22 protein-coding genes and 1 pseudogene are annotated in these 20,149 nt (G+C 68.0%); 16 read left to right on the forward strand and 7 right to left on the reverse strand.

Annotated features, from left to right (window positions below; all coding sequences use genetic code 11):
- The 12 genes from B9N75_RS00880 (at nucleotide 1) to B9N75_RS00935 (ending at nucleotide 9,910) form a co-directional block, all read left to right on the forward strand.
- On the forward strand, nucleotides 1–405 hold the full coding sequence (locus tag B9N75_RS00880; RefSeq protein WP_085217095.1) for a CopG family transcriptional regulator: 405 nt from the start codon (nucleotides 1–3) through the stop codon (nucleotides 403–405).
- 104 nt (nucleotides 406–509) lie between these two features.
- The gene (gene trbB, locus B9N75_RS00885; protein WP_085219326.1) at nucleotides 510–1,460 is read left to right on the forward strand and encodes a P-type conjugative transfer ATPase TrbB; all 951 of its coding nucleotides are present in this window, start codon (nucleotides 510–512) and stop codon (nucleotides 1,458–1,460) included.
- A gap of 101 nt (nucleotides 1,461–1,561) precedes the next feature.
- Entirely contained in the window at nucleotides 1,562–1,873 is a 312-nt protein-coding gene (locus tag B9N75_RS00890) for a TrbC/VirB2 family type IV secretion system protein (protein WP_085219327.1), read from the forward strand.
- A complete protein-coding gene (locus tag B9N75_RS00895) occupies nucleotides 1,870–2,142 on the forward strand; it encodes a VirB3 family type IV secretion system protein (protein WP_085217096.1) in 273 nt (90 codons plus the stop codon). Before B9N75_RS00890 ends, B9N75_RS00895 begins: the two co-directional genes overlap by 4 nt.
- Complete coding sequence (gene trbE / locus B9N75_RS00900; RefSeq protein WP_085217097.1) at nucleotides 2,136–4,577, forward strand: conjugal transfer protein TrbE; 2,442 nt, start codon at nucleotides 2,136–2,138, stop codon at nucleotides 4,575–4,577. Before B9N75_RS00895 ends, trbE begins: the two co-directional genes overlap by 7 nt.
- The gene (gene trbJ / locus B9N75_RS00905) at nucleotides 4,574–5,353 is read left to right on the forward strand and encodes a P-type conjugative transfer protein TrbJ (RefSeq protein ID WP_085217098.1); all 780 of its coding nucleotides are present in this window, start codon (nucleotides 4,574–4,576) and stop codon (nucleotides 5,351–5,353) included. The genes trbE and trbJ overlap by 4 nt, the downstream gene beginning before the upstream one ends.
- A gap of 101 nt (nucleotides 5,354–5,454) precedes the next feature.
- Nucleotides 5,455–6,750, forward strand: coding sequence for a P-type conjugative transfer protein TrbL (gene trbL, locus B9N75_RS00910; protein WP_085217099.1), 1,296 nt, complete (start codon nucleotides 5,455–5,457; stop codon nucleotides 6,748–6,750).
- Nucleotides 6,747–7,559 (forward strand): conjugal transfer protein TrbF, encoded by an 813-nt coding sequence (gene trbF, locus B9N75_RS00915; protein ID WP_085217100.1) that lies wholly within the window; start codon nucleotides 6,747–6,749, stop codon nucleotides 7,557–7,559. Before trbL ends, trbF begins: the two co-directional genes overlap by 4 nt.
- Nucleotides 7,556–8,365, forward strand: coding sequence for a P-type conjugative transfer protein TrbG (trbG, locus tag B9N75_RS00920; protein WP_085217101.1), 810 nt, complete (start codon nucleotides 7,556–7,558; stop codon nucleotides 8,363–8,365). Before trbF ends, trbG begins: the two co-directional genes overlap by 4 nt.
- On the forward strand, nucleotides 8,362–9,450 hold the full coding sequence (locus tag B9N75_RS00925) for a TraB/TrbI/VirB10 family type IV secretion system protein (RefSeq protein ID WP_085217102.1): 1,089 nt from the start codon (nucleotides 8,362–8,364) through the stop codon (nucleotides 9,448–9,450). The genes trbG and B9N75_RS00925 overlap by 4 nt, the downstream gene beginning before the upstream one ends.
- Complete coding sequence (locus tag B9N75_RS00930) at nucleotides 9,447–9,701, forward strand: DUF2274 domain-containing protein (protein WP_085217103.1); 255 nt, start codon at nucleotides 9,447–9,449, stop codon at nucleotides 9,699–9,701. The genes B9N75_RS00925 and B9N75_RS00930 overlap by 4 nt, the downstream gene beginning before the upstream one ends.
- Entirely contained in the window at nucleotides 9,701–9,910 is a 210-nt protein-coding gene (locus B9N75_RS00935; protein ID WP_085217104.1) for a helix-turn-helix transcriptional regulator, read from the forward strand. The genes B9N75_RS00930 and B9N75_RS00935 overlap by 1 nt, the downstream gene beginning before the upstream one ends.
- A 21-nt stretch (nucleotides 9,911–9,931) precedes the next feature.
- On the opposite strand, the gene B9N75_RS00940 is transcribed toward B9N75_RS00935, so the two are convergent.
- Genes B9N75_RS00940 through B9N75_RS00955 form a run of 4 tightly spaced genes read right to left on the reverse strand, consistent with a single transcriptional unit; the run spans nucleotide 9,932 to nucleotide 14,088 of the window.
- Entirely contained in the window at nucleotides 9,932–10,216 is a 285-nt protein-coding gene (locus B9N75_RS00940; protein WP_085217105.1) for a hypothetical protein, read from the reverse strand.
- A 5-nt stretch (nucleotides 10,217–10,221) separates the two neighbouring features.
- Complete coding sequence (locus B9N75_RS00945) at nucleotides 10,222–12,756, reverse strand: cbb3-type cytochrome c oxidase subunit I (RefSeq protein ID WP_085217106.1); 2,535 nt, start codon at nucleotides 12,754–12,756, stop codon at nucleotides 10,222–10,224.
- On the reverse strand, nucleotides 12,753–13,730 hold the full coding sequence (coxB, locus tag B9N75_RS00950) for a cytochrome c oxidase subunit II (RefSeq protein WP_085217107.1): 978 nt from the start codon (nucleotides 13,728–13,730) through the stop codon (nucleotides 12,753–12,755). The genes B9N75_RS00945 and coxB overlap by 4 nt, the downstream gene beginning before the upstream one ends.
- Complete coding sequence (locus B9N75_RS00955; protein WP_085217108.1) at nucleotides 13,693–14,088, reverse strand: c-type cytochrome; 396 nt, start codon at nucleotides 14,086–14,088, stop codon at nucleotides 13,693–13,695. Before B9N75_RS00955 ends, coxB begins: the two co-directional genes overlap by 38 nt.
- A gap of 175 nt (nucleotides 14,089–14,263) precedes the next feature.
- Here B9N75_RS00955 and B9N75_RS14440 point away from each other — a divergent pair.
- Nucleotides 14,264–14,722, forward strand: a pseudogene (locus B9N75_RS14440) (c-type cytochrome); the annotation flags it as partial.
- A 13-nt stretch (nucleotides 14,723–14,735) separates the two neighbouring features.
- On the opposite strand, the gene B9N75_RS14300 reads toward B9N75_RS14440, so the two are convergent.
- The gene (locus B9N75_RS14300; protein ID WP_085217110.1) at nucleotides 14,736–15,398 is read right to left on the reverse strand and encodes a cytochrome b; all 663 of its coding nucleotides are present in this window, start codon (nucleotides 15,396–15,398) and stop codon (nucleotides 14,736–14,738) included.
- On the reverse strand, nucleotides 15,395–16,117 hold the full coding sequence (locus B9N75_RS00970; protein ID WP_085217111.1) for a cytochrome c oxidase assembly protein: 723 nt from the start codon (nucleotides 16,115–16,117) through the stop codon (nucleotides 15,395–15,397). The genes B9N75_RS14300 and B9N75_RS00970 overlap by 4 nt, the downstream gene beginning before the upstream one ends.
- Nucleotides 16,118–16,156: 39 nt before the next feature.
- Here B9N75_RS00970 and B9N75_RS00975 point away from each other — a divergent pair, with 39 nt between their 5' ends.
- From B9N75_RS00975 to B9N75_RS00985, 3 genes are all read left to right on the forward strand, one after another.
- A complete protein-coding gene (locus tag B9N75_RS00975; RefSeq protein ID WP_342039334.1) occupies nucleotides 16,157–17,068 on the forward strand; it encodes an oxygenase MpaB family protein in 912 nt (303 codons plus the stop codon).
- A 75-nt stretch (nucleotides 17,069–17,143) separates the two neighbouring features.
- Nucleotides 17,144–17,572 carry a DUF2231 domain-containing protein gene (locus B9N75_RS00980; RefSeq protein WP_085217113.1) on the forward strand — a complete coding sequence of 143 codons (429 nt, stop codon included), beginning with the start codon at nucleotides 17,144–17,146 and terminating at the stop codon, nucleotides 17,570–17,572.
- Nucleotides 17,569–18,885: a PQQ-dependent sugar dehydrogenase gene (locus B9N75_RS00985; RefSeq protein WP_085217114.1), complete on the forward strand. Its 1,317-nt coding sequence runs from the start codon at nucleotides 17,569–17,571 to the stop codon at nucleotides 18,883–18,885. Before B9N75_RS00980 ends, B9N75_RS00985 begins: the two co-directional genes overlap by 4 nt.
- Nucleotides 18,886–18,919: 34 nt before the next feature.
- Here the strand turns inward: B9N75_RS00985 and B9N75_RS00990 are convergent, their stop codons facing one another.
- Nucleotides 18,920–19,984, reverse strand: a complete 1,065-nt coding sequence (locus B9N75_RS00990; RefSeq protein ID WP_244552384.1) for an SDR family oxidoreductase — start codon at nucleotides 19,982–19,984, stop codon at nucleotides 18,920–18,922.
- Nucleotides 19,985–20,149: the final 165 nt, after the last annotated feature.

Consider the following 20,149-nt stretch of genomic DNA (forward strand, 5'->3'; position numbering starts at 1 on the left):
ATGGCAGAGCGCATCCGCCATCAATTGTTTCTGGGCAAGCCGCTCAGCGACCGTCTGGAAGCGCTCGCTGCAGCGCCGGGCGTGACCAAATCGGCGCTGCTCGCCGAAGCGCTCGACCGCATGCTCAAGCTGGAAGGCGCGTCGGAGATCGACGATCGCTTCGGACCCCGGCTCGACACGCTGTCGCGCAGTCTCGGCCGCATCGAGCGCGACCTCCACATTCTCCTCGAATCGCTCGCGCTCTTCATCCGCTACGAGCTTTCGGTTCGCGCGCCGCTCGCCGAGGAGGATGCCGCCGGCCGCGCGCAGGCACGCCGACGGTTCGAGGCCTTCATCACCCAGGTCGGCCGCAGCATCGCCGGCGGCAAGCGGACGCTCGATGCCGGATCGGACGGCGAGACATGAGCGGCCAGCGCACCGTCCCCGGGCCCGCCTCCGCCCCCGCCCCCGCCGCCTCGCTCCCGCCTGCGCTCAGCGCCGCGGACCAGTCGAGCGCGCGGGCCCGGGCGATGCTCGCGACCGCAATGGGTCCTGCGATCGCCGCGGCGCTCGCCGATCCGCGCGTCGCAGAGATCATGGTCAATCCCGACGGCGCGCTGCGCCTTGACATATTGGGCGAGGGCCGTGCCGATACCGGCATCCGGATGGCGCGCGCCGATGTCGAGCGCATCATCCGCCTGGTCGCGGCGCATGTCCGCGGCGAAGCGCATGCCGATGCGCCGATCGTCTCGGCCGAGCTGCCGCCGCGCGCAGACGACGCTGCGGGCGAACGGTTCGAAGGGCTGCTCCCGCCGGTGGCGAGCGCACCCTGCTTCGCGATCCGCAAGCCCGCGCGGCGGATCCACAGCCTCGCCGACTATGTCGCCGACGGCATCCTTGCCGCAGAAGATGCGCGGCGGCTATCGCTGGCCGTCGCGGGACGTCGCAACATCCTCCTCGCCGGCGGCACGAGCTCGGGCAAGACCACGCTCGCCAATGCGCTGCTCGTCGAGCTCGCCACCCGCGACGAGCGGGTGATCCTCATCGAGGATATCCGGGAACTGCAATGCGCTGCGCCCGACCTGGTGGCGCTGCGCACCCGCACCGGCCGGGTCGCGATGGCCGATCTCGTCCGCTCGACGCTCCGTCTTCGTCCCGACCGGATCATCATCGGCGAGGTGCGCGGTCCCGAAGCGCTCGACATGCTGAAGGCTTGGAACACCGGTCACCCCGGCGGCATCGCGACCATCCACGCCAACAGCGCGCTCGCCGCGCTCTTCCGGCTCGAGCAGCTCGTCCAGGAGGCGGTCGCGACCGTGCCGCGCGCGCTCATCGCCGAGGCGATCGATGTCGTCGCCTTCATCGCCGGCCGCGGCCCTGCCCGCCGAGTCGAGACCATTCTTCGGATCGACGGGCTGCTGCCCGACGGCCGCTACCGGACCGAACCACTCGGCGACGATCCGCACTTCCAGGAGCCCTGATCATGACCGCAAGAACGCCGCATCTTCGAGACCTCGCGCATCGTCTTCGCCCCCGCTCCCGCCCCTGCTGCGTGCAACCGAGCCGCGGCCGGTGTCGCAACATCACGGCCCGGCTCGCCACCAGCGCGATGGCTGCGACCTCCCTGATGCAGCACGCCGCCGCGCAGGCCGCCGGCTCGGGCATGCCGTGGGAGCAGCCGCTCGAGCAGGTGCTGCAATCGGTCCAAGGACCGGTCGCCAAGATCGTTGCGGTGATCATCATCATCGTCACCGGCCTCACGCTTGCGTTCGGCGAAACCGCGGGCGGCTTCCGGCGTCTCATCCAGATCGTCTTCGGCCTCTCGATCGCCTTCGCCGCATCCTCCTTCTTCCTGAGCTTCTTCAGCTTCGCGGGCGGAGCGCTGGTCGGATGAGTGCGGGGAGCGAAGACGTGCCGGGCTTCATCGTGCCCATCCATGCGAGCCTCGGCGCGCCGATCCTGCTCGGCGGCGCCCCGCGTGCGCTCGCCATCACCATCGGCACCGCGGGTGCAGCGATCGGTCTCGGGCTGCAGCAATGGCTGGCGGGCATCATCCTCTGGGCGCTCTGCCACAGCCTGGCGGTCGCGGCGGCGCGCCGGGACCCCGACTTTCTCGCGGTGACGCTCCGCCACCTCCGCCAGAAGGCGCATCTTTCATGCTGATGCTCCACGAATATCGCCGGCGCGCGGACCGGCTCGCCGATCATCTCCCCTGGGCGACGCTGGTCGCCGCCGGTGTCGTCCTCAACAAGGACGGGAGCTTCCAGCGTACGATCCGCTTTCGCGGTCCCGATCTCGAAAGCGCGACCCCGGCCGAACTGGTCGCGGTCGCGGCACGCGCCAACAATATCTTTCGCCGCTTCGGCTCGGGCTGGGCCTTGTTCTGCGAGGCCGAACGGCGCGCCGTCTCTTCCTATCCCGACAGCGCGTTCCCCGACGTCGCGAGCTGGCTGGTCGAGCGCGAGCGCCGCGCCGCGTTCCGCGCCGCAGGCCAGCACTTCGAGACCGTCCATCATCTGACGCTCTGCCGGCTGTCCCGCCCCGACACCGCGGCGGCGGCGGGCCGCGCACTCGTCGATGCGCCCGAGGCCAGGCCCGGACGCAACTGGCGCGCCGAGCTCGCCGATTTCGTTACCGAGACCGATCGCGCGATCGACCTCCTGGCCGCTTTCATGCCCGAGGCCCGTGCGCTCGACGACGAGGCGACGCTGACCTATCTCCACGGCTGCATCTCGACCCGTCGTCATCCGGTGGCGGCACCCGCGACGCCGGTCCATCTCGACGCCATCCTCGCCGACACCGAACTCGTCGGCGGCCTCGAGCCGATGCTCGGCGACAGGCATCTGCGCACGCTCAGCATCCTGGGCTTTCCCGAAGCGAGCCGCCCCGGCATCCTCGAAGCGCTCGACGCGCTCGGCTTCGCCTACCGCTGGACGACACGCTTCCTGCCGCTCGACAAGCCGCAGGCCGAGCGCGCGCTGACCGCGATCCGCCGACAATGGTTCAACAAGCGCAAATCGATCACCGCGCTGTTCCGCGAGATGCTGACCAGCCAGCCGGCGCAGCTCCTCGACTCAGATGCCGACAACAAGGTCGCCGACGCCGATCTCGCGCTCCAGGCGCTCGGCGGCGATCATGTAGCGTTCGGCTATCTCACCATTTCGGTGACCGTCGCCGACGAAGACCGCGACGAAGCCGAGCGCCAGTTCCGCGCCGTCGAGCGGGTGATCAACGGGCTCGGCTTCACCACCATTCGCGAGCGGATCAACGCCGTCGAGGCCTGGCTCGGATCGCTCCCCGGCCATGCCTATGCCAATGTCCGGCAGCCGCTCGTCCATACCCTCAATCTCGCGCATCTGATGCCGCTGCACGGGCGGTGGGCAGGACCCGCCGCCAACGCCCATCTCGGCGGCCCGCCGCTGCTCCATGCCGAGACCCGCGGCGCGACCCCTTTTCGCCTTTCGACACATGTCGGCGACGTCGGCCATATGATGGTGGTGGGGCCGACGGGCGCCGGAAAGTCCGTGCTGCTGGCGCTCATCGCGCTCCAGTTCCGCCGTTATCCCGGCGCGCAGATTTATATCTTCGACAAGGGCTGGTCGGCCCGCGCCGCGGTGCTGGCGATGGGCGGCGCGCATCACGCGCTCGGCCATGGCGACGCGGAGGCCGGCAGTCTCGCCTTCCAGCCGCTCGCGCGCATCGACGATCCGGCCGAGCGCGGCTGGGCCGCGAACTGGCTTGCCGGCCTCCTCGCGCACGAGGGCGCACCGCCAACGCCTGAAACCAAGGACATGCTCTGGGCCGCGCTCGCGAGCCTTGCGGAGGCGCCGCAGGCCGAGCGCACGCTCACCGGCCTGTCGCTGCTGCTGCAGTCCAACGCGCTGCGCGCGGCGCTCGCGCCTTACACGCTCTCGGGGCCGCACGGCCGGCTGCTCGACGCCGCCGACGAGAGCCTCGCGCTCGGCGACCTCCAATGTTTCGAGACCGAGGCGCTGATCGATCAGCCCGCCGCAGCGCCGGTGCTGACCTATCTCTTCCACCGGCTCGAGGCGCGCTTCACCGGGCAGCCGACGCTACTCATCCTCGACGAAGCCTGGATCTTCCTCGACCATCCGCTGTTCGCGGCGCGCATCCGCGAGTGGCTGAAGGTACTGCGCAAGAAGAATGTCGCGGTGCTGTTCGCGACGCAGAGCCTCGCCGACATCGCCGCGAGCAGCGCCGCGCCGGCGATCGTCGAAAGCTGCCCGCAACGCATCTTCCTGCCCAACGACCGCGCCGTCGAGCCGCAGGCGCGCGAAGCCTATCAGTGCTTCGGGCTCAATCCCCGCCAGATCGCGCTGATCGGCGAGGCGACTCCCAAGCGCCAATATTATCTCCAGTCGGCGCGCGGCAACCGGATGTTCGAGCTCGACCTCGGACCCGTCGCGCTCGCCTTCGCCGCCGCCTCCGATCCTGACGCGCAGCGCGCGATCGATGCACTGCTCGCCGACCACGGTCCCGAGGACCTCGCCGGCGGTCTGCTGCGCCGCGCGGGTCTCGACTGGGCCGCCGCGCTTGCCGCCGACTTCCACCCCGCCAGCCAGGAGACAGACCAATGATCCGCCGCACCCTTCGCCCGCGCGCAACCGGCACCGGACGACGCCCGCGTAGGCCGCACCGCACAAGGGCGATCGTAGCGATACCGGCGCTCGCCGCAGCGCTCGCCGCCGCGCTGCCGGCACCGGCGGCTGCGCAGCTCACCGTCTTCGATCCGAGCACCTACGGCCAGAGTGTGCTGACCGCGGCGCGCACCCTCGAGCAGATCAACAACCAGGTGCGCTCGCTGCAGAACGAATCGACGGGATTGCTCAACCAGGCGCGCAACCTCAGCCGCATCGATTTTCCCGAGCTCGCCAAGCTCCGCGCGAACATCGCCGAAACCGGCGCGCTGCTGCGCGAAGCGCGCGGCCTCGGCTTCGATCCCGCCACGCTCGAGCGCGAGATGACGACGCTGGTTCCGGATATCGGTGCGGTCGCCGGAACTTCTGGCGCCGCGGCGCGCGGCGGCGCTGCGCGCCTCGAGGCGGCGATCGCGGCCCATCGCCAGGCGCTTCGGCTCCAGGCGCGGATCGCGAAGGAAGTGGCGCGCGACGCCGACGCGCTCGGCGCGATCGTCGGACGCAGTCAGGGGGCCGAAGGCCAGCTCCAGGCGAGCCAGGCCACCAACCAGCTCCTCGCACTCGCCGCCAAGCAGCAGCTCCAGGTCCAGACCCTGCTCGCGGCGCAGGACCGGGCGCGCAGCCTCGACGCCGCGCGCCAGGCCCAGGGCGAGGCCGAAGCGCGCGCGGCGACCCGCCGATTTCTGGGATCCGGCCGCGCCTACCGGCCCGACTGATCCGCGATGCGGCGGCGGCTGCCCCCTGGCCGCCGCCGCGCCCGCGGGGCGCGGTGTCAAAGCCCACCGCCGCGCCCCGCGGCAACCGGGATGGAAACGAATTGAACGATCTCAACGTTATCGACCGGTTTCTCGACGCCTTCACCCGCTACATCGACAGCGGGTTCGGGCTGCTGGGGCCCGACGTCGCCTTCCTTACAGCGACGCTGATCGGCATCGACATCACGCTTGCCGGCCTCTTCTGGGCGCTCGGCGGCGAGGACGACGTGATCGCCAAGCTCCTGCGCAAGATCCTCTACGTCGGAGCCTTCGCCTTCCTCCTCACCAATTTCGCGAGCCTCGCCGACATCATCTTTCGCTCGTTTGCGCAGGCCGGGCTCACCGCGGGCGGCGGCACGCTCGCGGCCGAGGATCTGCTCCGGCCAGGACGGCTTGCCGGCATCGGCTTCGAGGCGGCCTGGCCGCTGCTCGACCAGGCCGCCGAGATGACCGGCATCGCGAGCTTCTTCGACAATGTGCTGACCATCGCCATTTTGCTCTTCGCCTGGTCGGTGGTCATCGCGGCCTTCTTCCTGCTTGCGGTGCAGATGTTCGTCACCATCGTCGAGTTCAAGCTGACCGCGCTTGCGGGCTTCATCCTCGTCCCCTTCGCCCTCTGGAACCGCACCGCCTTCCTTGCCGAGCGCGTGCTCGGCAACGTCGTCTCGTCGGGCATCAAGGTGATGGTGCTCGCCGTCATCGTCGGAATCGGATCGGGTTTCTTCGCCGAGTTCACGGCGGCGCTCGACGGCGCCGAGCCCGACATCGGCCAGGCGATGAGCCTCGTGCTCGCGAGCATCGCGCTGTTCGGGCTTGGCATCTTCGGGCCGGCCATCGCGACGGGACTGGTCGCCGGCGCACCGCAGCTCGGCGCCGGCGCTGCGGCCGGCGCGGCCGCGGGCGCCGCGGGCATGACCCTTCTTGCCGGAGCGGCCGGGATTGGCGCCGCGCGCGCCGCGGCCGGCGCAGGATTGGGCGCGATCCGCGCAGGGACCGCGATGGGTGCGGGCGCGAAAGCCGCCTACGGGCTTGGGCAAGAGGCGGCCGGCAGCAAGAGCCTCGGGGCAGGCCTCGGCGGCGTCGCCCGCGCCGCCGCGGGCACTGCCCGTCAACGAGCCGCCTCGGCGACCGGCCTTGGCGACGCGGCCAGCCGCGGCCGTGCCGCCGCTTGGGACGGGCTCAACGCCACACCGTCGGGTGGCGCGCCGCAAGCGGGACAGGCGCCCGGCTGGGCGCGCGCCATCCGCAACGAACAGACCATGCGCCACCGCCGCCAGCTTGCAATGCAGACGCTCAAGGACGGCCCAAGCGGCGGCGGCGGGATCGCGCCCGACATCAGCGAAAGGGACCGCCCATGATCTTCAAGCGAAGCGTCCAGCGTTACGGCACCACCCCCGAGCCGGCGACGCCCTATCAGCGCGCCGGGCAGCTATGGGACGAGCGGATCGGATCGGCGCGCGTCCAGGCGCGCAACTGGCGGCTGATGGCATTCGGCGCGATGCTGCTCGCCATGGGCCTGTCGGCGGCGCTGGTCTGGTCGGCGGGCCGGAGCCGCGTCGTCCCCTATGTCGTCGCGGTAGACCGATTGGGCGCACCGATCGCCGTCGGCCCGGCCGAAGCCGACCATCGCCCCGGCGATGCCGAAATCGCTTGGCATCTCTCGCGCTTCATCGAGCAGGTGCGCACCATATCGCTCGATCCCGTGCTCATGCGCCGCGACTGGCTCGTCGCTTATGCGCATGCGACTCCGCGCGGGGGCGCCTTCCTGACCGCGCATGCGCGGTCAGCGGATCCCTTCGCGCAGGTCGGCGAGCGTAGCGTCGCGGTGCAGGTGACCAGCGTGGTTCGCGCGTCGGACCGCTCGTTCCAGGTCAAATGGATCGAGAATGCGTTCGAGCGCGGCAGTCCGGCAGGCACCAGTCACTGGACGGCATTGCTGACTCTCGAGTTACGTCCGCCGCGCGATGCCGAGACGCTGCGCAAGAATCCGCTCGGACTTTACGTCGACGCGATCGACTGGAGCCGCGAGCTCGAGCCGCCAGCGCCGCGCCCCGCGACATCGCGCGCGCGGCTGCCTTTCCGCGACGCCGAAGGCGAGACCAGCCTCCCGCTCGGCTCGCCGCTCGACCCAGAATTGTCCCGTCCAACCGAGGAGCTCCGCCCATGATTGTCTTAGCAATGTCGCTCGCGCTCGTGACGGCGACCGCGCATGCTGCGCAACCCCTTCCGCAACGTGGCGCAGCGCCCGTCGCACCGCATCCGCTCGCGCCGATCGCGGCACACGGGCCTGGCCATCGAGTCTATCACCCGGGAACGGTCTATGCGGTCAGCGCGGCGCCGGGCGCCATCACCGACATCGCGCTGGAGCCGGGTGAGAGGCTCATCGCGGTGGCCAGCGGCGACACCGTGCGATGGGTGATCGGCGACACGACGAGCGGCAACGGCCCCGGCGCGCGTGCGCACATCCTTGTGAAGCCCGTTGCGGCCGGCCTCGCCACCAACCTTGTCGTGACCACCGACCGCCGCGTCTATCACCTCGCGCTCAAGAGCAGAGCGAAGGATCCGGCGATAGCAATATCCTGGATCTATCCCGAGACCGCCCTCCTATCCCTCTCGCGGCCGGCACCGCCGGCCGCTCCCAGAACCGAGTTGGACACGCTGACGATGGACCGGCTGCGCTTCGACTATGCGATCGAGGGCGACCGCGTGCCGTGGCGACCGATCCTGGCATTCGACGACGGGCGTCAGACCTATATCCTTTTCCCTGATGGCATAACCGCGACCGATGCGCCGCCGCTGTTCGCGCTCGGCCCCGACGGTCCCGAGCTCGTGAACTACCGCATGCGCGGCCGCTATTATGTCGTCGATCGCATCTTCGATGCCGCCGAGCTTCGCTTGGGGAGCCGCAAGCCGAAGGTCGTCCGCATCTCCCGCGCCGGAGCATCCGCAGCGGAACGTCGAGGCCGGAAATGACCATGGAGGACGATAGCCCGCCACCCAAGATGCCGCCCGAAAGCCTCGCGCTGCGTGGCCGCCCCGTCCGCGCGATCCGATTCCGGCGAAACCTGATCATCGCAATCGCCGCCGCAGCCGCGCTCGCGCTGACCCTCGTCGCCTGGCTCGCGTTCCGTCCGGCGCTCTCCGGCAATTTGCGAGCGGAAGCGTCGCGCGCGCCGGAGGCGCGCCCCGATGCGGCACTGAACGATCTCCCGTCGAGCTATGCGGACGTGCCGCAGCTCGGGCCGCCGCTTCCAGGCGACCTCGGGAGACCGATCCTTGCCCGACAGCGCGCGCAAGAAGCGGCCGCAGGCGGCCGCGACGAAGACGCCCAGCGCCGCTCGGCCGAGCGCGAGCGACTGCTTGACGAACGGCGGGCCGCGGCCGCGGCGCCGCTCCTCGTGCAGCGTGCCAGCGCCCCCGCCACGATAGCTGGGGACGTCTCAGCGGAACGGCTCGAGGCCGGCGCGATCCGGCCCGGCGCCGGCGTAGACGATGGCAAGCTTCTGCTGTCCGCGGGCACCGTCGTCAGCGCCAGCCTCCTGACCGGGATCCGTTCGGATGTCCCCGGCATGGTCATTGGCCAAGTCACCAGTCCGGCCTATGACAGCCCGACAGGACAGGTTCTGCTCATCCCGCAAGGGACGCGGCTGCTCGGAGACTATGACAGCGTCGGCAGCTTCGGGCAGCGCCGCCTGAACGTGCGCTGGCAGCGGTTGCTGCTTCCGGATGGCACCACCGTCCTCATCGATGGCGCCCGCGCCACCGATGCCGCAGGCAATGCCGGACTCGAGGGCGAGGTCGATCTTCACACCGGCATGCTTTTGAAAGGCGCCGCCATCGCGACCGTGCTCGGGGTCGGCGCCGAACTCTCGCTGGGCAGCGGCGGCGCACTCGTCGGTGCGCTGCGACGCGGCATGCAAGACAGCACATCACGTGCGGGCGACAGGCTAGTACAGCGAAACCTGGACATAATGCCGACGATCGCCATTGACCCCGGAACGCCGATACGCCTGCTCGTCGAGACCGATCTCTTCCTCGAACCCTGGAGTCCGCAATGACTATAAAGCTCGCACGCCTGCCCGACCGCACCCCGATCAGGCTGTCGCTCAGCCTCCCGCCCGAATTGGCACGCGATCTGGAGACTTATCAGGAATTCTACGCCCAGACCTATGACGCGAACGAGCCACTCTCGTTGCTTGCCCCTGCCATGCTGACCGCGTTCATGGCGAACGATCGCGGCTTTTCGGCTTGGCGCAAAGCGCAGTTGGCAGGCGTGACGGGCGTGCAACGCAGGGCGGACAGCGCGTGATGCCGGGCAACGACAGAATTCTTCGTCTCGGTGCCGTCATGCACCGTACCGGACTCAGTCGATCGACAGTCTATCGGAAGATCAAGGAAGGTTCTTTCCCGCGCCAGGTCCAACTCAGTCACCGCTGTTCGGGTTGGAGAGAGTCGGCCATCGACACATGGCTTGCCGATCCCATGGCCTTTGTGGAGCTGAACAGCGCCAGGAACTGATCGAACGAAGCCCAGACATCATCAAATGATGAGCGCGGGAAGGCCCTGCCAGAGAACCGCTATCAACGCGCCTCCCGCGAAGAGGGTCGAAAGCTGGGCCAGCCAGTTATCGGTATCGGACCCGGCGCTCTTCTGGCGCGCGACGATCAGCAATCCCGAGGCCGCGGCGGCGCAGACCAGCGTTGCGGCGAGCGTCAGCCAGCGAGCGATGGGGCTGGTGAGGAACAGGCTGGCGATCGCATAAAGCGCGAAGAAGTGCGCCGCCCAGATGATCAGGCCGCCCAGGAAGAAAGCCCAGGTGCGCATCCCGCTCAACCCCCCGGTACCAGGCGCGTGACGAGCGCCGCGACGCTCCCCTGAGCCGCGGTGTAGACGGTGAAGAGCACCGCCAGATCGAGCGTCGAATTGCTCGGCTTCGTCACGAGGCCTCGCGCCGTCCGGGCGGCGAGATAGAGCGCCATGAGAGCGGCAATGGCGACGAGCAGCGACTGCAGCGACATCAGCGCATGAACGGTCGCGCCCTGCCCGCTGTCGGGGCCGGCGAGACCGGTGGCACGCCAGCTCGACCAGTCTGCACCGGACCCAACCACGAGCGCTGCAGCGGCAAGCAATATCATTGTCGCGGGCGTCCAGCGCGTGACTTTATCGCGTGCCAGAAGGCGGCGCGCCAGTAGCGCGAGACCGGCCGCGCCTATGTTTGCACCGATGATCGGCGCCAGCCAGGCAGGGGCCGGCGGGGCGCGCCAGACGTCCGGATGGATGCCGAGCAGATAGACGTAACTGAACAGCGCCATGATGAAGACCATGCCGATCACGATCAGCAGGATCACCATCGCCCACCAGCCGTGCGAGCCCGAGCCAGTGACGTAGGTAGGCACGCGGATGCCGGCGCCGATGTCGGCGCTCGAATCCGCGACTGGCCGGTCGGTTTCCCAGAGCCAGCGGATCATCGCCGCCAGCGCGAGCAGGCCGCTGACGACCGACGGCACATAGGCCTGGATAGTGAGAAGGATGAAGAAGCCCGCGGTGAACACCGCGGCCATCAGCGGCCAAACCGAAGGCTCGGGCATGATCTGCAGATATTGCGGCTCGGCGCGGATCGGGCTGGTGACGACCGTTTCGCGATGGCCGGTCGCCGAGCCCGGCAGGAAATAGCGGCCCTCGTCGACGTCGTCGGCGAGCCCGGGATCGTCCCACAGCGGCTCGCGGCTGCGGATCACCGGAATGCTGCGCGCGGAATAGAGTCCGTTGGGCAGCCATTCGAGCGTGCCGCCGCCATAAATATTGCCGGCATTGCCGTCCGTCGCGAAACGGAACCGTCGCGCAAGGTCGACCACGAAGAGTAGTACGCCGGCGCCGATCATGAACGCACCGACCGTCGAGATCATGTTAGGGATCTCCCAATCGCGGCCGGGGAGATAGGTGTAGACCCGGCGCGGCATGCCCATGAGACCGGTGAGGTGCATCGGCAGGAACGCTATCTGCATCCCTGAGAACGTCAGCCAGAACACCCATTTGCCCGCGCGTTCGGACAGCGCATTGCGGCTCATCATCGGCGTCCAGTAATATAGCGCCGCGAACATCGGAAAGACCATGCCGCCGATAAGCACGTAGTGCAGGTGCGCGACGATGAAATAGCTGTCGTGCGCTTGCCAGTCGAAAGGCACCAGCGCGACCATCACGCCGGTAAGGCCGCCGATGACGAAGGTGACGAGACCGCCCAGGAGGAAAAGCGTAGGCGTGTTCATCACCGGCCTGCCGGTCGCGAACGTGGCGATCCAGGCGAACACCTGGATGCCGGCGGGTACGCTCACCGCCATACTGGCCGCCGAGAAGAAGCTGACCGACAGCAAAGGCATGCCGGTCGTGAACATGTGGTGCGACCAGACGCCGAAGCTGATGAAGGCGGTGGCGACGATCGCCAGCACGATGAGCTCGTAACCGACGATCGGGGTGCGGGAGAGCGCTGCCGCCATCATCGAGACGAGGCCCGCCGCGGGGAGGAAGATGATGTAGACTTCCGGGTGACCGAAGAACCAGAAGAGGTGCTGCCAGAGGACCGGATCACCGCCACGGGTCGCGTCGAAGAAGGGCCAGTTCAGCGCCCGCTCGAGCTCGAGCAGCAAGGTGCCGAGGATGACCGCCGGAAAAGCGATGATGATCATCACCGCGAAAGCGAGCATCGCCCAGGCGAAGATCGGCATCTTGTCGAGGGTCATGCCGGGTGCGCGCGTGCGCAGCACGCCGACGAGGATCTCTATCGCGCCGGCGATCGCCGATATCTCGATAAAGCCGATGCCGAGCAGCCAGAAATCGGCGTTGATGCCGGGCGAATAGGTGCGGCTGGTAAGCGGCGGATACATGAACCAGCCGCCGTCGGGTGCCAGACCGAAGAAGAGCGACGCGAAGAAACATAAACCGCCGACGAAATAGGCCCAGAAGGCGTAGGCCGAAAGCCGCGGAAACGGCAGATCGCGTGCCGCGAGCATCTGCGGCAACAGCAGCACGCCGAGCGCCTCGACCATCGGCACGGCGAACAGGAACATCATCACTGTGCCGTGCATGGTGAAGAACTGATTGTAGGTTTCCTGCGGCAATATGCCCTGCAGCGGCAGTGCGAGCTGCGCGCGCATCACCAGCGCGAGCACACCCGCGAACACGAAGAACAGGAAGGCGGCGCCGACATAATAAGTGCCGACATAATTGTTGTTGACGACGGTCAGCAGCCGCCAGCCCTTGGGTGCGCACCAGATGCGCTCCAGCTCCTCGCGCTCGGCTTCGGGCCGCGGTTCCTTGGTAGGAAAGCGATCGTAGAGCGCGGGATCGAAGCCCGTCTCCGATGTCACCGCTGCGCTTCCATATAAGCGGCGAGCGCGGTGAGCTCGGCGGCGCTTAGCACTTTGTAGGGCGGCATGCGGTTGCCGGGCTTGATCGCCTGGCTGTCGCCGATCCAGCCCATCATCGTGCCGCGATTGTTGGGCAGGATGCCCGCCCCCAGGCTGCGGCGTGACGCGATGTAGGTAAGGTCGGGCCCGGCAAGTCCGTTTGCGGCGGTGCCCGCGATGCGATGACAGGCCGCGCAGCCCGCGCTTTCGAAAAGCACGGCGCCTTGTGCGGCCTGCGGCGGAGGTGGAGCAGCAGCAGCTCGCCGCTCGACCATCAGCCGCGCGAAATCCTGCGGGCTGTGCGCGACGACGACGAATCCCATCAGGGCATGCGGCCCGCCGCAATATTCGGCACATTGTCCGCCATAGACGCCGGGGCGGTCGGCCTGGATGCGCATGAGGTTGCTGCGGCCGGGGATCATGTCGAGCTTGCCGGAGAGGCGCGGCACCCAGAAGCTGTGGATGACGTCGTTGGAGCGCAGATCGAGCACCACCGGCTCGCCCGTCGGAATATGCAGCTCATTGGCGTCGGTCATGACGATGCCGCCGTCGGCGCCAAGATAATCGACCCGCCACCACCACATCTCGCCAGTGATGCGCACCCGCATCTCGTCGCCTCGGATCGGCTCGGTCAGATGGCGGGTCAGCGACAGGCCCCAGATCAGCAGCAAGGTGAGCACGACGACCGGGAAGATTATCCCTCCGATCCACACCGCGCGCGTGCCGCCGAAGCGGGCGCGCAGCCGTTCGCCCCCGGCCAACGCGACCCACAGGCCGAACAGGACGACGGCGAGCACGAAGACCGCCATGGCGAGCAGGGTCCAGCCGAGCGTGGTCACCGGTCCGGCGAACGGCCCCGCCGGATCGAACACCGGCGGCGGCCAGCCCGACAGGGCGTCAGCGAGACCGGAGGGAGTAGAGGTAGGCTGCGACATCGCGCGCCTCCGTCTCGCCGAGCGGCATCGCCGGCATGGTGGTTCCGGGCAATGTCGACGGGGCATCGCGGACGAAAGCCGCGAGCAGGTCCGGCCGGTTGGGCAGGCGCCCGGCGATGAGTGTGCGGTTGCCGAATGCCTCCAGCGTTGGCGCGACCCTTCCGGCGGGCCAGCGAATCCCGGGAATGCTATGGCAGGCAGCGCAGCCCGCCCGCTCGATCGCGGCCAGGCCGCGCGCGGGATCCGCTCCCGTCATCTCGGTGCCGGCGTCGGGCGGCGGTTTGCAGGCCGCGAGAAACAGCATCAGGACGAGGACGAACGAAACAGCCGGCACATCTTGATCCCCCTTGGTGCGCATTCATCGTCGATCATGTCGATACCGGAACCATCGCCGCGTTGCAGCGGTTCCCGGCCAGATGGGATTCCGGCCTTCTGCTGTCTTCTTCGCCGTCGTCGCGTTGCTCTGCGCGGGCTGCGGCGCGGTCGACCGGACGTCGGCCGACCGCTTCACCGAAACCGGAAAGCTGGTCGCGATGAGCGGCGGGGATGCGGGCGCTGCAGCCGCCTGCTTTACTTGCCATGGGCTCGAGGGGCGCGGCGACGGCGGCAGCACGCCGCGGCTTGCCGGCATCGATGCCGGCTATTTGCAGCGGCAGATGGAGGGCTATGCGGCAAACCTTCGTCTTCATCCGCAGATGCAAGCGATTGCCAAAGCTCTGACGCCCGAACAACGCGCTGCGGTGTCGGCTTATTATGCGGCGATGCCGTTCGCGGCATCGCCAACCGCCAGTGTGCTGCCGCCGATATTGTGGACAAGCGGTGATCCCGCGCGCGGGATTGCCGCATGCGCCGATTGCCATGGGGTCGAGGGCGAAGGGATAGGTCCGGCCAATCCGCCGCTCGCCGGCCAGCCGCCGCTCTATCTCGACGCGCAGATCGCCGCGTGGCGCGCGAGCGATCGCCGCACCGATCCAGACGGCGTGATGCTCGCAATCTCGCGCGCGCTTACGTCCCGAGAATCCCGGGATCTCGCGGCTTATGCTCGGACGCTGGCCGGGGGTCCACATCGTCCGGGATCTCTGGCAGCATCCCCCGGAGCACGTCGTGCCGATCCCAGAAATGATGTTTCAGCGCGGCGCCCACATGAAGCGGAACCGTAACGAAGAGGACGAGCACCAGCACATGATGCACGCTTTCCGCGGCGCTCATGATCTGCCAGCGTGTCTCCAGCGGCAGATCGTGAAACGGTAGCTGTGGCCAGGGAAGCACGCCTGCCAGATAGAGCGGCCCGGGCTCTGCGACCGACGACCACATCGCCCAGCCGCTCAAGGGCAAGCCGAAAAAGCAGAGATAGAAGATATAGTGGATGGCATAAGCGATCTGGGTCTGCACGCCCTGCCGGTCGGCATCGTTTTCGGGGCCGGGAATGACGATGCGCCAGACCAGCCGGCCTATCGCGAGGATCAGGATCGGAAGTCCGACCGCGCTGTGCACTTCATAAGCATGAAGCTTGTCGCCCCCGGCCATCAGCCGTCCGGCATACCAGCCCCAGCCCAGCTGGAAGATCACGAGTGCGGCCATGATCCAGTGGAAGGCGATGCCGACCGGCGAATAGCGCCGTCGCTCGGCATGACGTGCCGCCCAGGCGCGGATGCCCGCCACGCTCATATCGTCTGCCGAGCACCGCGCAGCCAGCGGCCCGCGATCAGCAGCGCCGCTGCGAGATAGAGAGCCGCAGCCGGCGCCCACATGATCAGGCCGGCGAGCTGCTGATCCTCCAGCGGCGAAACACCCCAGAGCTGCGGCCCAAAAGCATGCGGTGCATAGAGCGGACCCGGCGCAACGGTGATCAGCGCGCCGAGCAATCCCATCTGCACCATGGTCGCGAGCAAGGCGCCGACGCCTGCCAGCGGCGGCGCCCGAAAGACCGCCTGCCAGAAGATAGCCGCACTTGCCGTCAGCGACAGCTGCATCAGCCAATAAGCGGGATCGCTCGACAGCGCCCAGCCATAGACGGTGGGCGCATGCCACATCCAGAAAATTGCTGCGCCGGCTATCGTCGCTGGCACGATGGACAGCAATGTGCGGGTCCGCAGGGTCAGCGCGATCAGCGGCGCCAGTCCGACGACCAGCGCGACGTGGTGGACGGCGCGCGCGGAAAACAGCGCAGATGTCAGTGCGCAGAAAGGCGATGCGAACAGCAGGGTCGCGAGTGCAACCGCGCCGATCCCGAAGTGCCGGCGATCGGATGGCAGACGCGCCGCCCAGAATGCCGCAGCGGCCAACGCCGCCAGCAAGACAGGATCGGCATTCCAGCGGGAGAGCAATTCCGCCGGGCCGGGCGCGGCGCCGCAATAGGGTGTCCATCCTGACGTTACCGGAATCATCGGCCCGCCTCCTCCCGCATCTGCCCAACGAACCTACGGGTGTCACAGCGGTTCCGACAGTCCGGACGCGGGCGACGCAACCTCCGGGCGGTCCGGTCATTGGACGGTCGACCCATGCCCAGCATCGCAACCCATCTCAAGCAAGGCCTCGCCAGCGACGTGAGGGCGATCTTCAACGATTCCGCGCGCGGCGAAACGCCAGTCGCCCCTTCCGACGATGCGCTGTTCGGTCCCGAGACGGCGATACGCCGCGTGCACGCCGACGTGACCAGCATGATAATCGGCGGCATCGCGGCTCTGCTGATGCAGATGCTCCATCCATCAGCGCTGGCCGGCATCTGGGACCATTCGCGATTCCGAGGCGACATGCTGGGACGGCTCCGTCGTACCGCGCGTTTCATCGCCGTCACCACTTATGCGCAGCGAAGCGAGGCTGAGGCAGCCATTGCGTCGGTCAATGCCGCGCATGGTCACGTTCATGGAGCCCGGCCGGACGGCATTCCCTATTCCGCACGCGATCCCGCTCTGCTCGCCTGGGTGCACGTCACCGAGGGGCTCTGCTTCCTCGATGCCTGGCAGCGCTATGGCGACCGGCGCCTGACCACTCGCGAAGAAAGCGATTATTTCACTCAGTTCGGCGTCATCGCAGCCGCGCTGGGCGCCGACCCGATCCCCCGGAACCGCGGCGAAGCCATCGCGCTGGTGGCGAGTTTCAGGCCCGAGCTGATCGCCACGGATCGTAGCAAAGAGGTCGCGCGTCTCATCCTCTCGCCACCGCAGACGCCGGTCCATCTCCTCCCCGCGCAACGGATCGCGGGCGCCGCAGCCGTCGATCTCCTGCCACGCTGGGCGGCGCGGATGCACGGGCTGGCCATGCCGCGCCTGCTGAAACCCCTGGTGCGAACTGGCGCTTTCGGTTTGGCCGGCACCCTGCGCTGGGCGTTTCGCTAAGCGCGTCCCAGAATGCAACCGCCCCGGCGCGCTCGCGTTCAGCAAGGATACCACAAAGATGAGGGGAACGGGACTATGGCGACCATCGCAGCAGCACGGCGGGTCAGGCGTGCGCCCCATCCGCTTCATGCCATGCTGTTGTCGTTCGCCTTCCCTCTGTTTCTGGGCGCTCTCGTCAGCGACATCGCTTATGCCAACAGCTACCAGATCCAATGGGCGAATTTCGCCGCCTGGCTCATCGCCGGAGCGTTGCTGTTCAGCGCCTTTGCGGTGCTCTGGGCGCTCGTCGACGTCGTCCGAACGAAGCGGATACAGGGCCGCGCCGGCATCTACGCGATGCTCTTGCTGGCGATGTGGGTCATCGGCCTCATCAACGCACTGGTCCATGCGCGCGATGGCTGGGCGATGATGCCGACCGGGCTCGTGCTCTCGATCGTCACCGTCCTGCTCGCATTCGTGGCCTCGTGGATCGGCTACGCGGGAAGCGAAGGAGCAGAAGCATGAGCCGCCTCCCGATGTTCGCCAGCGGCGCAGCGCTCCTTCTTGCGAGCTGCGGCAGCGATCCCGACCCGGCCCAATATGGCGCCTCGCCGGACATTCCCGCAGCCGAGAAGAGCTTGCTGCCCCACATGACGGTGGCGAATCCGGCGGAATGGGGGGATGCGCGTCCGACCGTGCCAGACGGCTACACCATCTCCGCGATCGCCACCGATCTGAAAGTGCCTCGGCAGACGCTCGTGCTGCCCAATGGCGACATTCTCGTCGCGGAAGGATCAGGAGCATCCGCGCCACGCCTGAGACCCAAGGATGTCATCGCCAACATCATCAAGAGCCGCGGCAAGACGTCGGTAAAGGGCGGCGACCGGCTGACCCTGCTGCGTGACGCGGATGGCGACGGCGTCTACGAGGGCCGCACCGTTTTCGCGGAGGGGCTCAACGCGCCTTATGGCCTCGCCTTCGTCGACAACGCCATCTACGTCGCCAATCAGGACGCTCTCATTCGTCTGTCCTATCGCGAAGGACAAACCCGGCAGGAAGGCCCGCAGGTCAAGGTCACCGATCTTCCCGCTAAGGTGAACCATCATTGGACCAAGGCGATGGCCGCCAGCCTGGACGGCCGCTTCCTCTACGTGGGCAACGGCTCCAATTCGAATGTCGGCGAGCGCGGCATGGAGATCGAGGAGGATCGCGCCACGATCTGGCAGATCGATCGCACCACCGGCATGCACCGCATCTACGCGAGCGGTATCCGCAATCCGAGCGCGCTTACCGTCCAGCCGGGTAGCGGCGCGCTTTGGGCCGCAGTCAACGAGCGCGACGAGATCGGCCCCAACCTCGCGCCAGATTATATCACCGCGGTGCGAGATGGCGGATTTTACGGCTGGCCCTACAGCTATTGGGGCCGTCACGTCGATCCACGGGTCATGCCTCAGCGTCCGGACAAAGTCGCAACCGCGATCACGCCGGACTACAGCATCGGTTCGCATGTCGCGCCGCTCGGCATAGCCTTCTCCAGCGCGGCGATGGGCACGCGCTTCGCCGACGGCGCGTTCGTCGGCCAGCACGGGAGCTGGAACCGCCGCAAGCCGGTCGGCTACAAGGTGGTGTTCGTCCCCTTTCGCGGCGGTCGCCCTGCCGGTCCCCCTGTCGACTTCGTGAGCGGGTTCATGGGAACGGACGGGAAGACCCGCGGTCGCCCGGTCGGCGTCACCCTCGATCCGCGCGGCGCGTTGATTGTCGCCGACGATCTCTCCAACACGATATGGCGCGTAACGCCGGTAGCGGCTCCCGTCGCCAATGGCGCGCGCGGTGCATGAGAAAGGGTGGGTCCGTTCACTTGGGCGGTACGGTCTATTCGGAGGTAGCGAGCCGTCGCGACCGGAATGTGCGCCATAGGAGGAGGCCAGACGCCCCGGCTGTGGCCAGCAGAACGGGCGCCCGGAGCCGGTCGAGGGTGCCATAGACGCTGGCCCGCCGGCCGGTCTCATTGTGCGCACGAACACGAACCCTCTCGACGGGCAGGAACAAGGAATCCCGCGCATCGATGCGCGGACCACGCGACAACCAGGGTATGATCAGCGCCGAAATGCGATCCGCAATCGTGGGAAAATGTGCGGCAAAGAGAGTCTGCGCGCGCCCGAACCCGCCGACCGTCACCTCGCGGCGATATCGCTCTGCGCAGGCCAGGATCGTGCTGGCCGCAAGGTCGGGATCGTAAGCCGGGGGCGGCACGCGTGCGCGGCCGGGCCGGTGGTTGACCGCATGATCGGCGATCGGCGTCGCCATGCCGGAAGGTTTGACGAGGCTCAGCCTGAGCGGAGATCCCTCAGATTCCAATTCTATGCGCAGCGAGCCGATGAACCCCGCCACCGCATGCTTGGAGGCGGCGTAGGCGCCGAGGATCGGCGATGGAAAGTCGGATGCGATCGATGCGACGGTGATGATTGTGCCGCGCCTCATCCGGCGCGCAGCGGCGCGCGCACCGTTGACCACTCCGAAATAATTGGTGTCGAAGAGCCTCCGGTGCTCGGCATCAGGCAGCTCGAGCAGTTTCGCATAGATCGCGACGCCCGCGCAATTCACCCAGGTGTCGATCCGGCCGTAGCGCACGAGGGCTGCGTCGGCGGCTGCTTCGACAGCTGCGACATCCGCAACATCGGCAACTGCATAGTCGGCTTCGCCGCCTCGTAACCGCACGTCGCGCGCGACCTGCGCGAGCGCCGCTTCCCCTCGGGCCACGAGGAAAAGCTTCGCGCCCCGCCCCCCGGCCATTTGCGCCGTTGCCAGCCCGATGCCCGAGGTTGCGCCGGTGATGAGGAGGACCTGATCTTCGACAGGGCAGATTTCTTGTGGGGACATGAGCACTCCAGACTGTACCGGGCCAGCGCGCGACCCGCGCGAGTGGTTCCGAGCCATCGAGGGCGCCTTGGCCCGGATTTTCGGGGGAACGCGATCGGGCGCGTGACGGTTCGACCCCCGGAGGCCAACATCATGCCCGGTCCGATCAGTCCACCGTCCTGCTCAGGAACCCGAGGGGGAGCGCTCCCTGCTTACGTGAGCAACGGGCTCGTTGGGCTGCGG

The organism is Allosphingosinicella indica (assembly GCF_900177405.1).
Lineage (GTDB): Bacteria > Pseudomonadota > Alphaproteobacteria > Sphingomonadales > Sphingomonadaceae > Allosphingosinicella > Allosphingosinicella indica.

Excerpts from the sequence above, each read along its gene's own strand:
- B9N75_RS00880 (WP_085217095.1), top strand. The coding sequence starts at position 1 with ATGGCAGAGCGCATCCGCCATCAATTGTTTCTGGGCAAGCCGCTCAGC.
- trbB (WP_085219326.1), top strand. The coding sequence starts at position 510 with ATGCTCGCGACCGCAATGGGTCCTGCGATCGCCGCGGCGCTCGCCGAT.
- B9N75_RS00895 (WP_085217096.1), top strand. The coding sequence starts at position 1,870 with ATGAGTGCGGGGAGCGAAGACGTGCCGGGCTTCATCGTGCCCATCCAT.
- trbE (WP_085217097.1), top strand. The coding sequence starts at position 2,136 with ATGCTGATGCTCCACGAATATCGCCGGCGCGCGGACCGGCTCGCCGAT.
- trbJ (WP_085217098.1), top strand. The coding sequence starts at position 4,574 with ATGATCCGCCGCACCCTTCGCCCGCGCGCAACCGGCACCGGACGACGC.
- trbF (WP_085217100.1), top strand. The coding sequence starts at position 6,747 with ATGATCTTCAAGCGAAGCGTCCAGCGTTACGGCACCACCCCCGAGCCG.
- trbG (WP_085217101.1), top strand. The coding sequence starts at position 7,556 with ATGATTGTCTTAGCAATGTCGCTCGCGCTCGTGACGGCGACCGCGCAT.
- B9N75_RS00925 (WP_085217102.1), top strand. The coding sequence starts at position 8,362 with ATGACCATGGAGGACGATAGCCCGCCACCCAAGATGCCGCCCGAAAGC.
- B9N75_RS00930 (WP_085217103.1), top strand. The coding sequence starts at position 9,447 with ATGACTATAAAGCTCGCACGCCTGCCCGACCGCACCCCGATCAGGCTG.
- B9N75_RS00935 (WP_085217104.1), top strand. The coding sequence starts at position 9,701 with ATGCCGGGCAACGACAGAATTCTTCGTCTCGGTGCCGTCATGCACCGT.
- B9N75_RS00940 (WP_085217105.1), bottom strand. The coding sequence starts at position 10,216 with ATGCGCACCTGGGCTTTCTTCCTGGGCGGCCTGATCATCTGGGCGGCG.
- coxB (WP_085217107.1), bottom strand. The coding sequence starts at position 13,730 with ATGTCGCAGCCTACCTCTACTCCCTCCGGTCTCGCTGACGCCCTGTCG.
- B9N75_RS00955 (WP_085217108.1), bottom strand. The coding sequence starts at position 14,088 with ATGCGCACCAAGGGGGATCAAGATGTGCCGGCTGTTTCGTTCGTCCTC.
- B9N75_RS14300 (WP_085217110.1), bottom strand. The coding sequence starts at position 15,398 with ATGAGCGTGGCGGGCATCCGCGCCTGGGCGGCACGTCATGCCGAGCGA.
- B9N75_RS00970 (WP_085217111.1), bottom strand. The coding sequence starts at position 16,117 with ATGATTCCGGTAACGTCAGGATGGACACCCTATTGCGGCGCCGCGCCC.
- B9N75_RS00980 (WP_085217113.1), top strand. The coding sequence starts at position 17,144 with ATGGCGACCATCGCAGCAGCACGGCGGGTCAGGCGTGCGCCCCATCCG.
- B9N75_RS00985 (WP_085217114.1), top strand. The coding sequence starts at position 17,569 with ATGAGCCGCCTCCCGATGTTCGCCAGCGGCGCAGCGCTCCTTCTTGCG.
- B9N75_RS00990 (WP_244552384.1), bottom strand. The coding sequence starts at position 19,984 with ATGGCTCGGAACCACTCGCGCGGGTCGCGCGCTGGCCCGGTACAGTCT.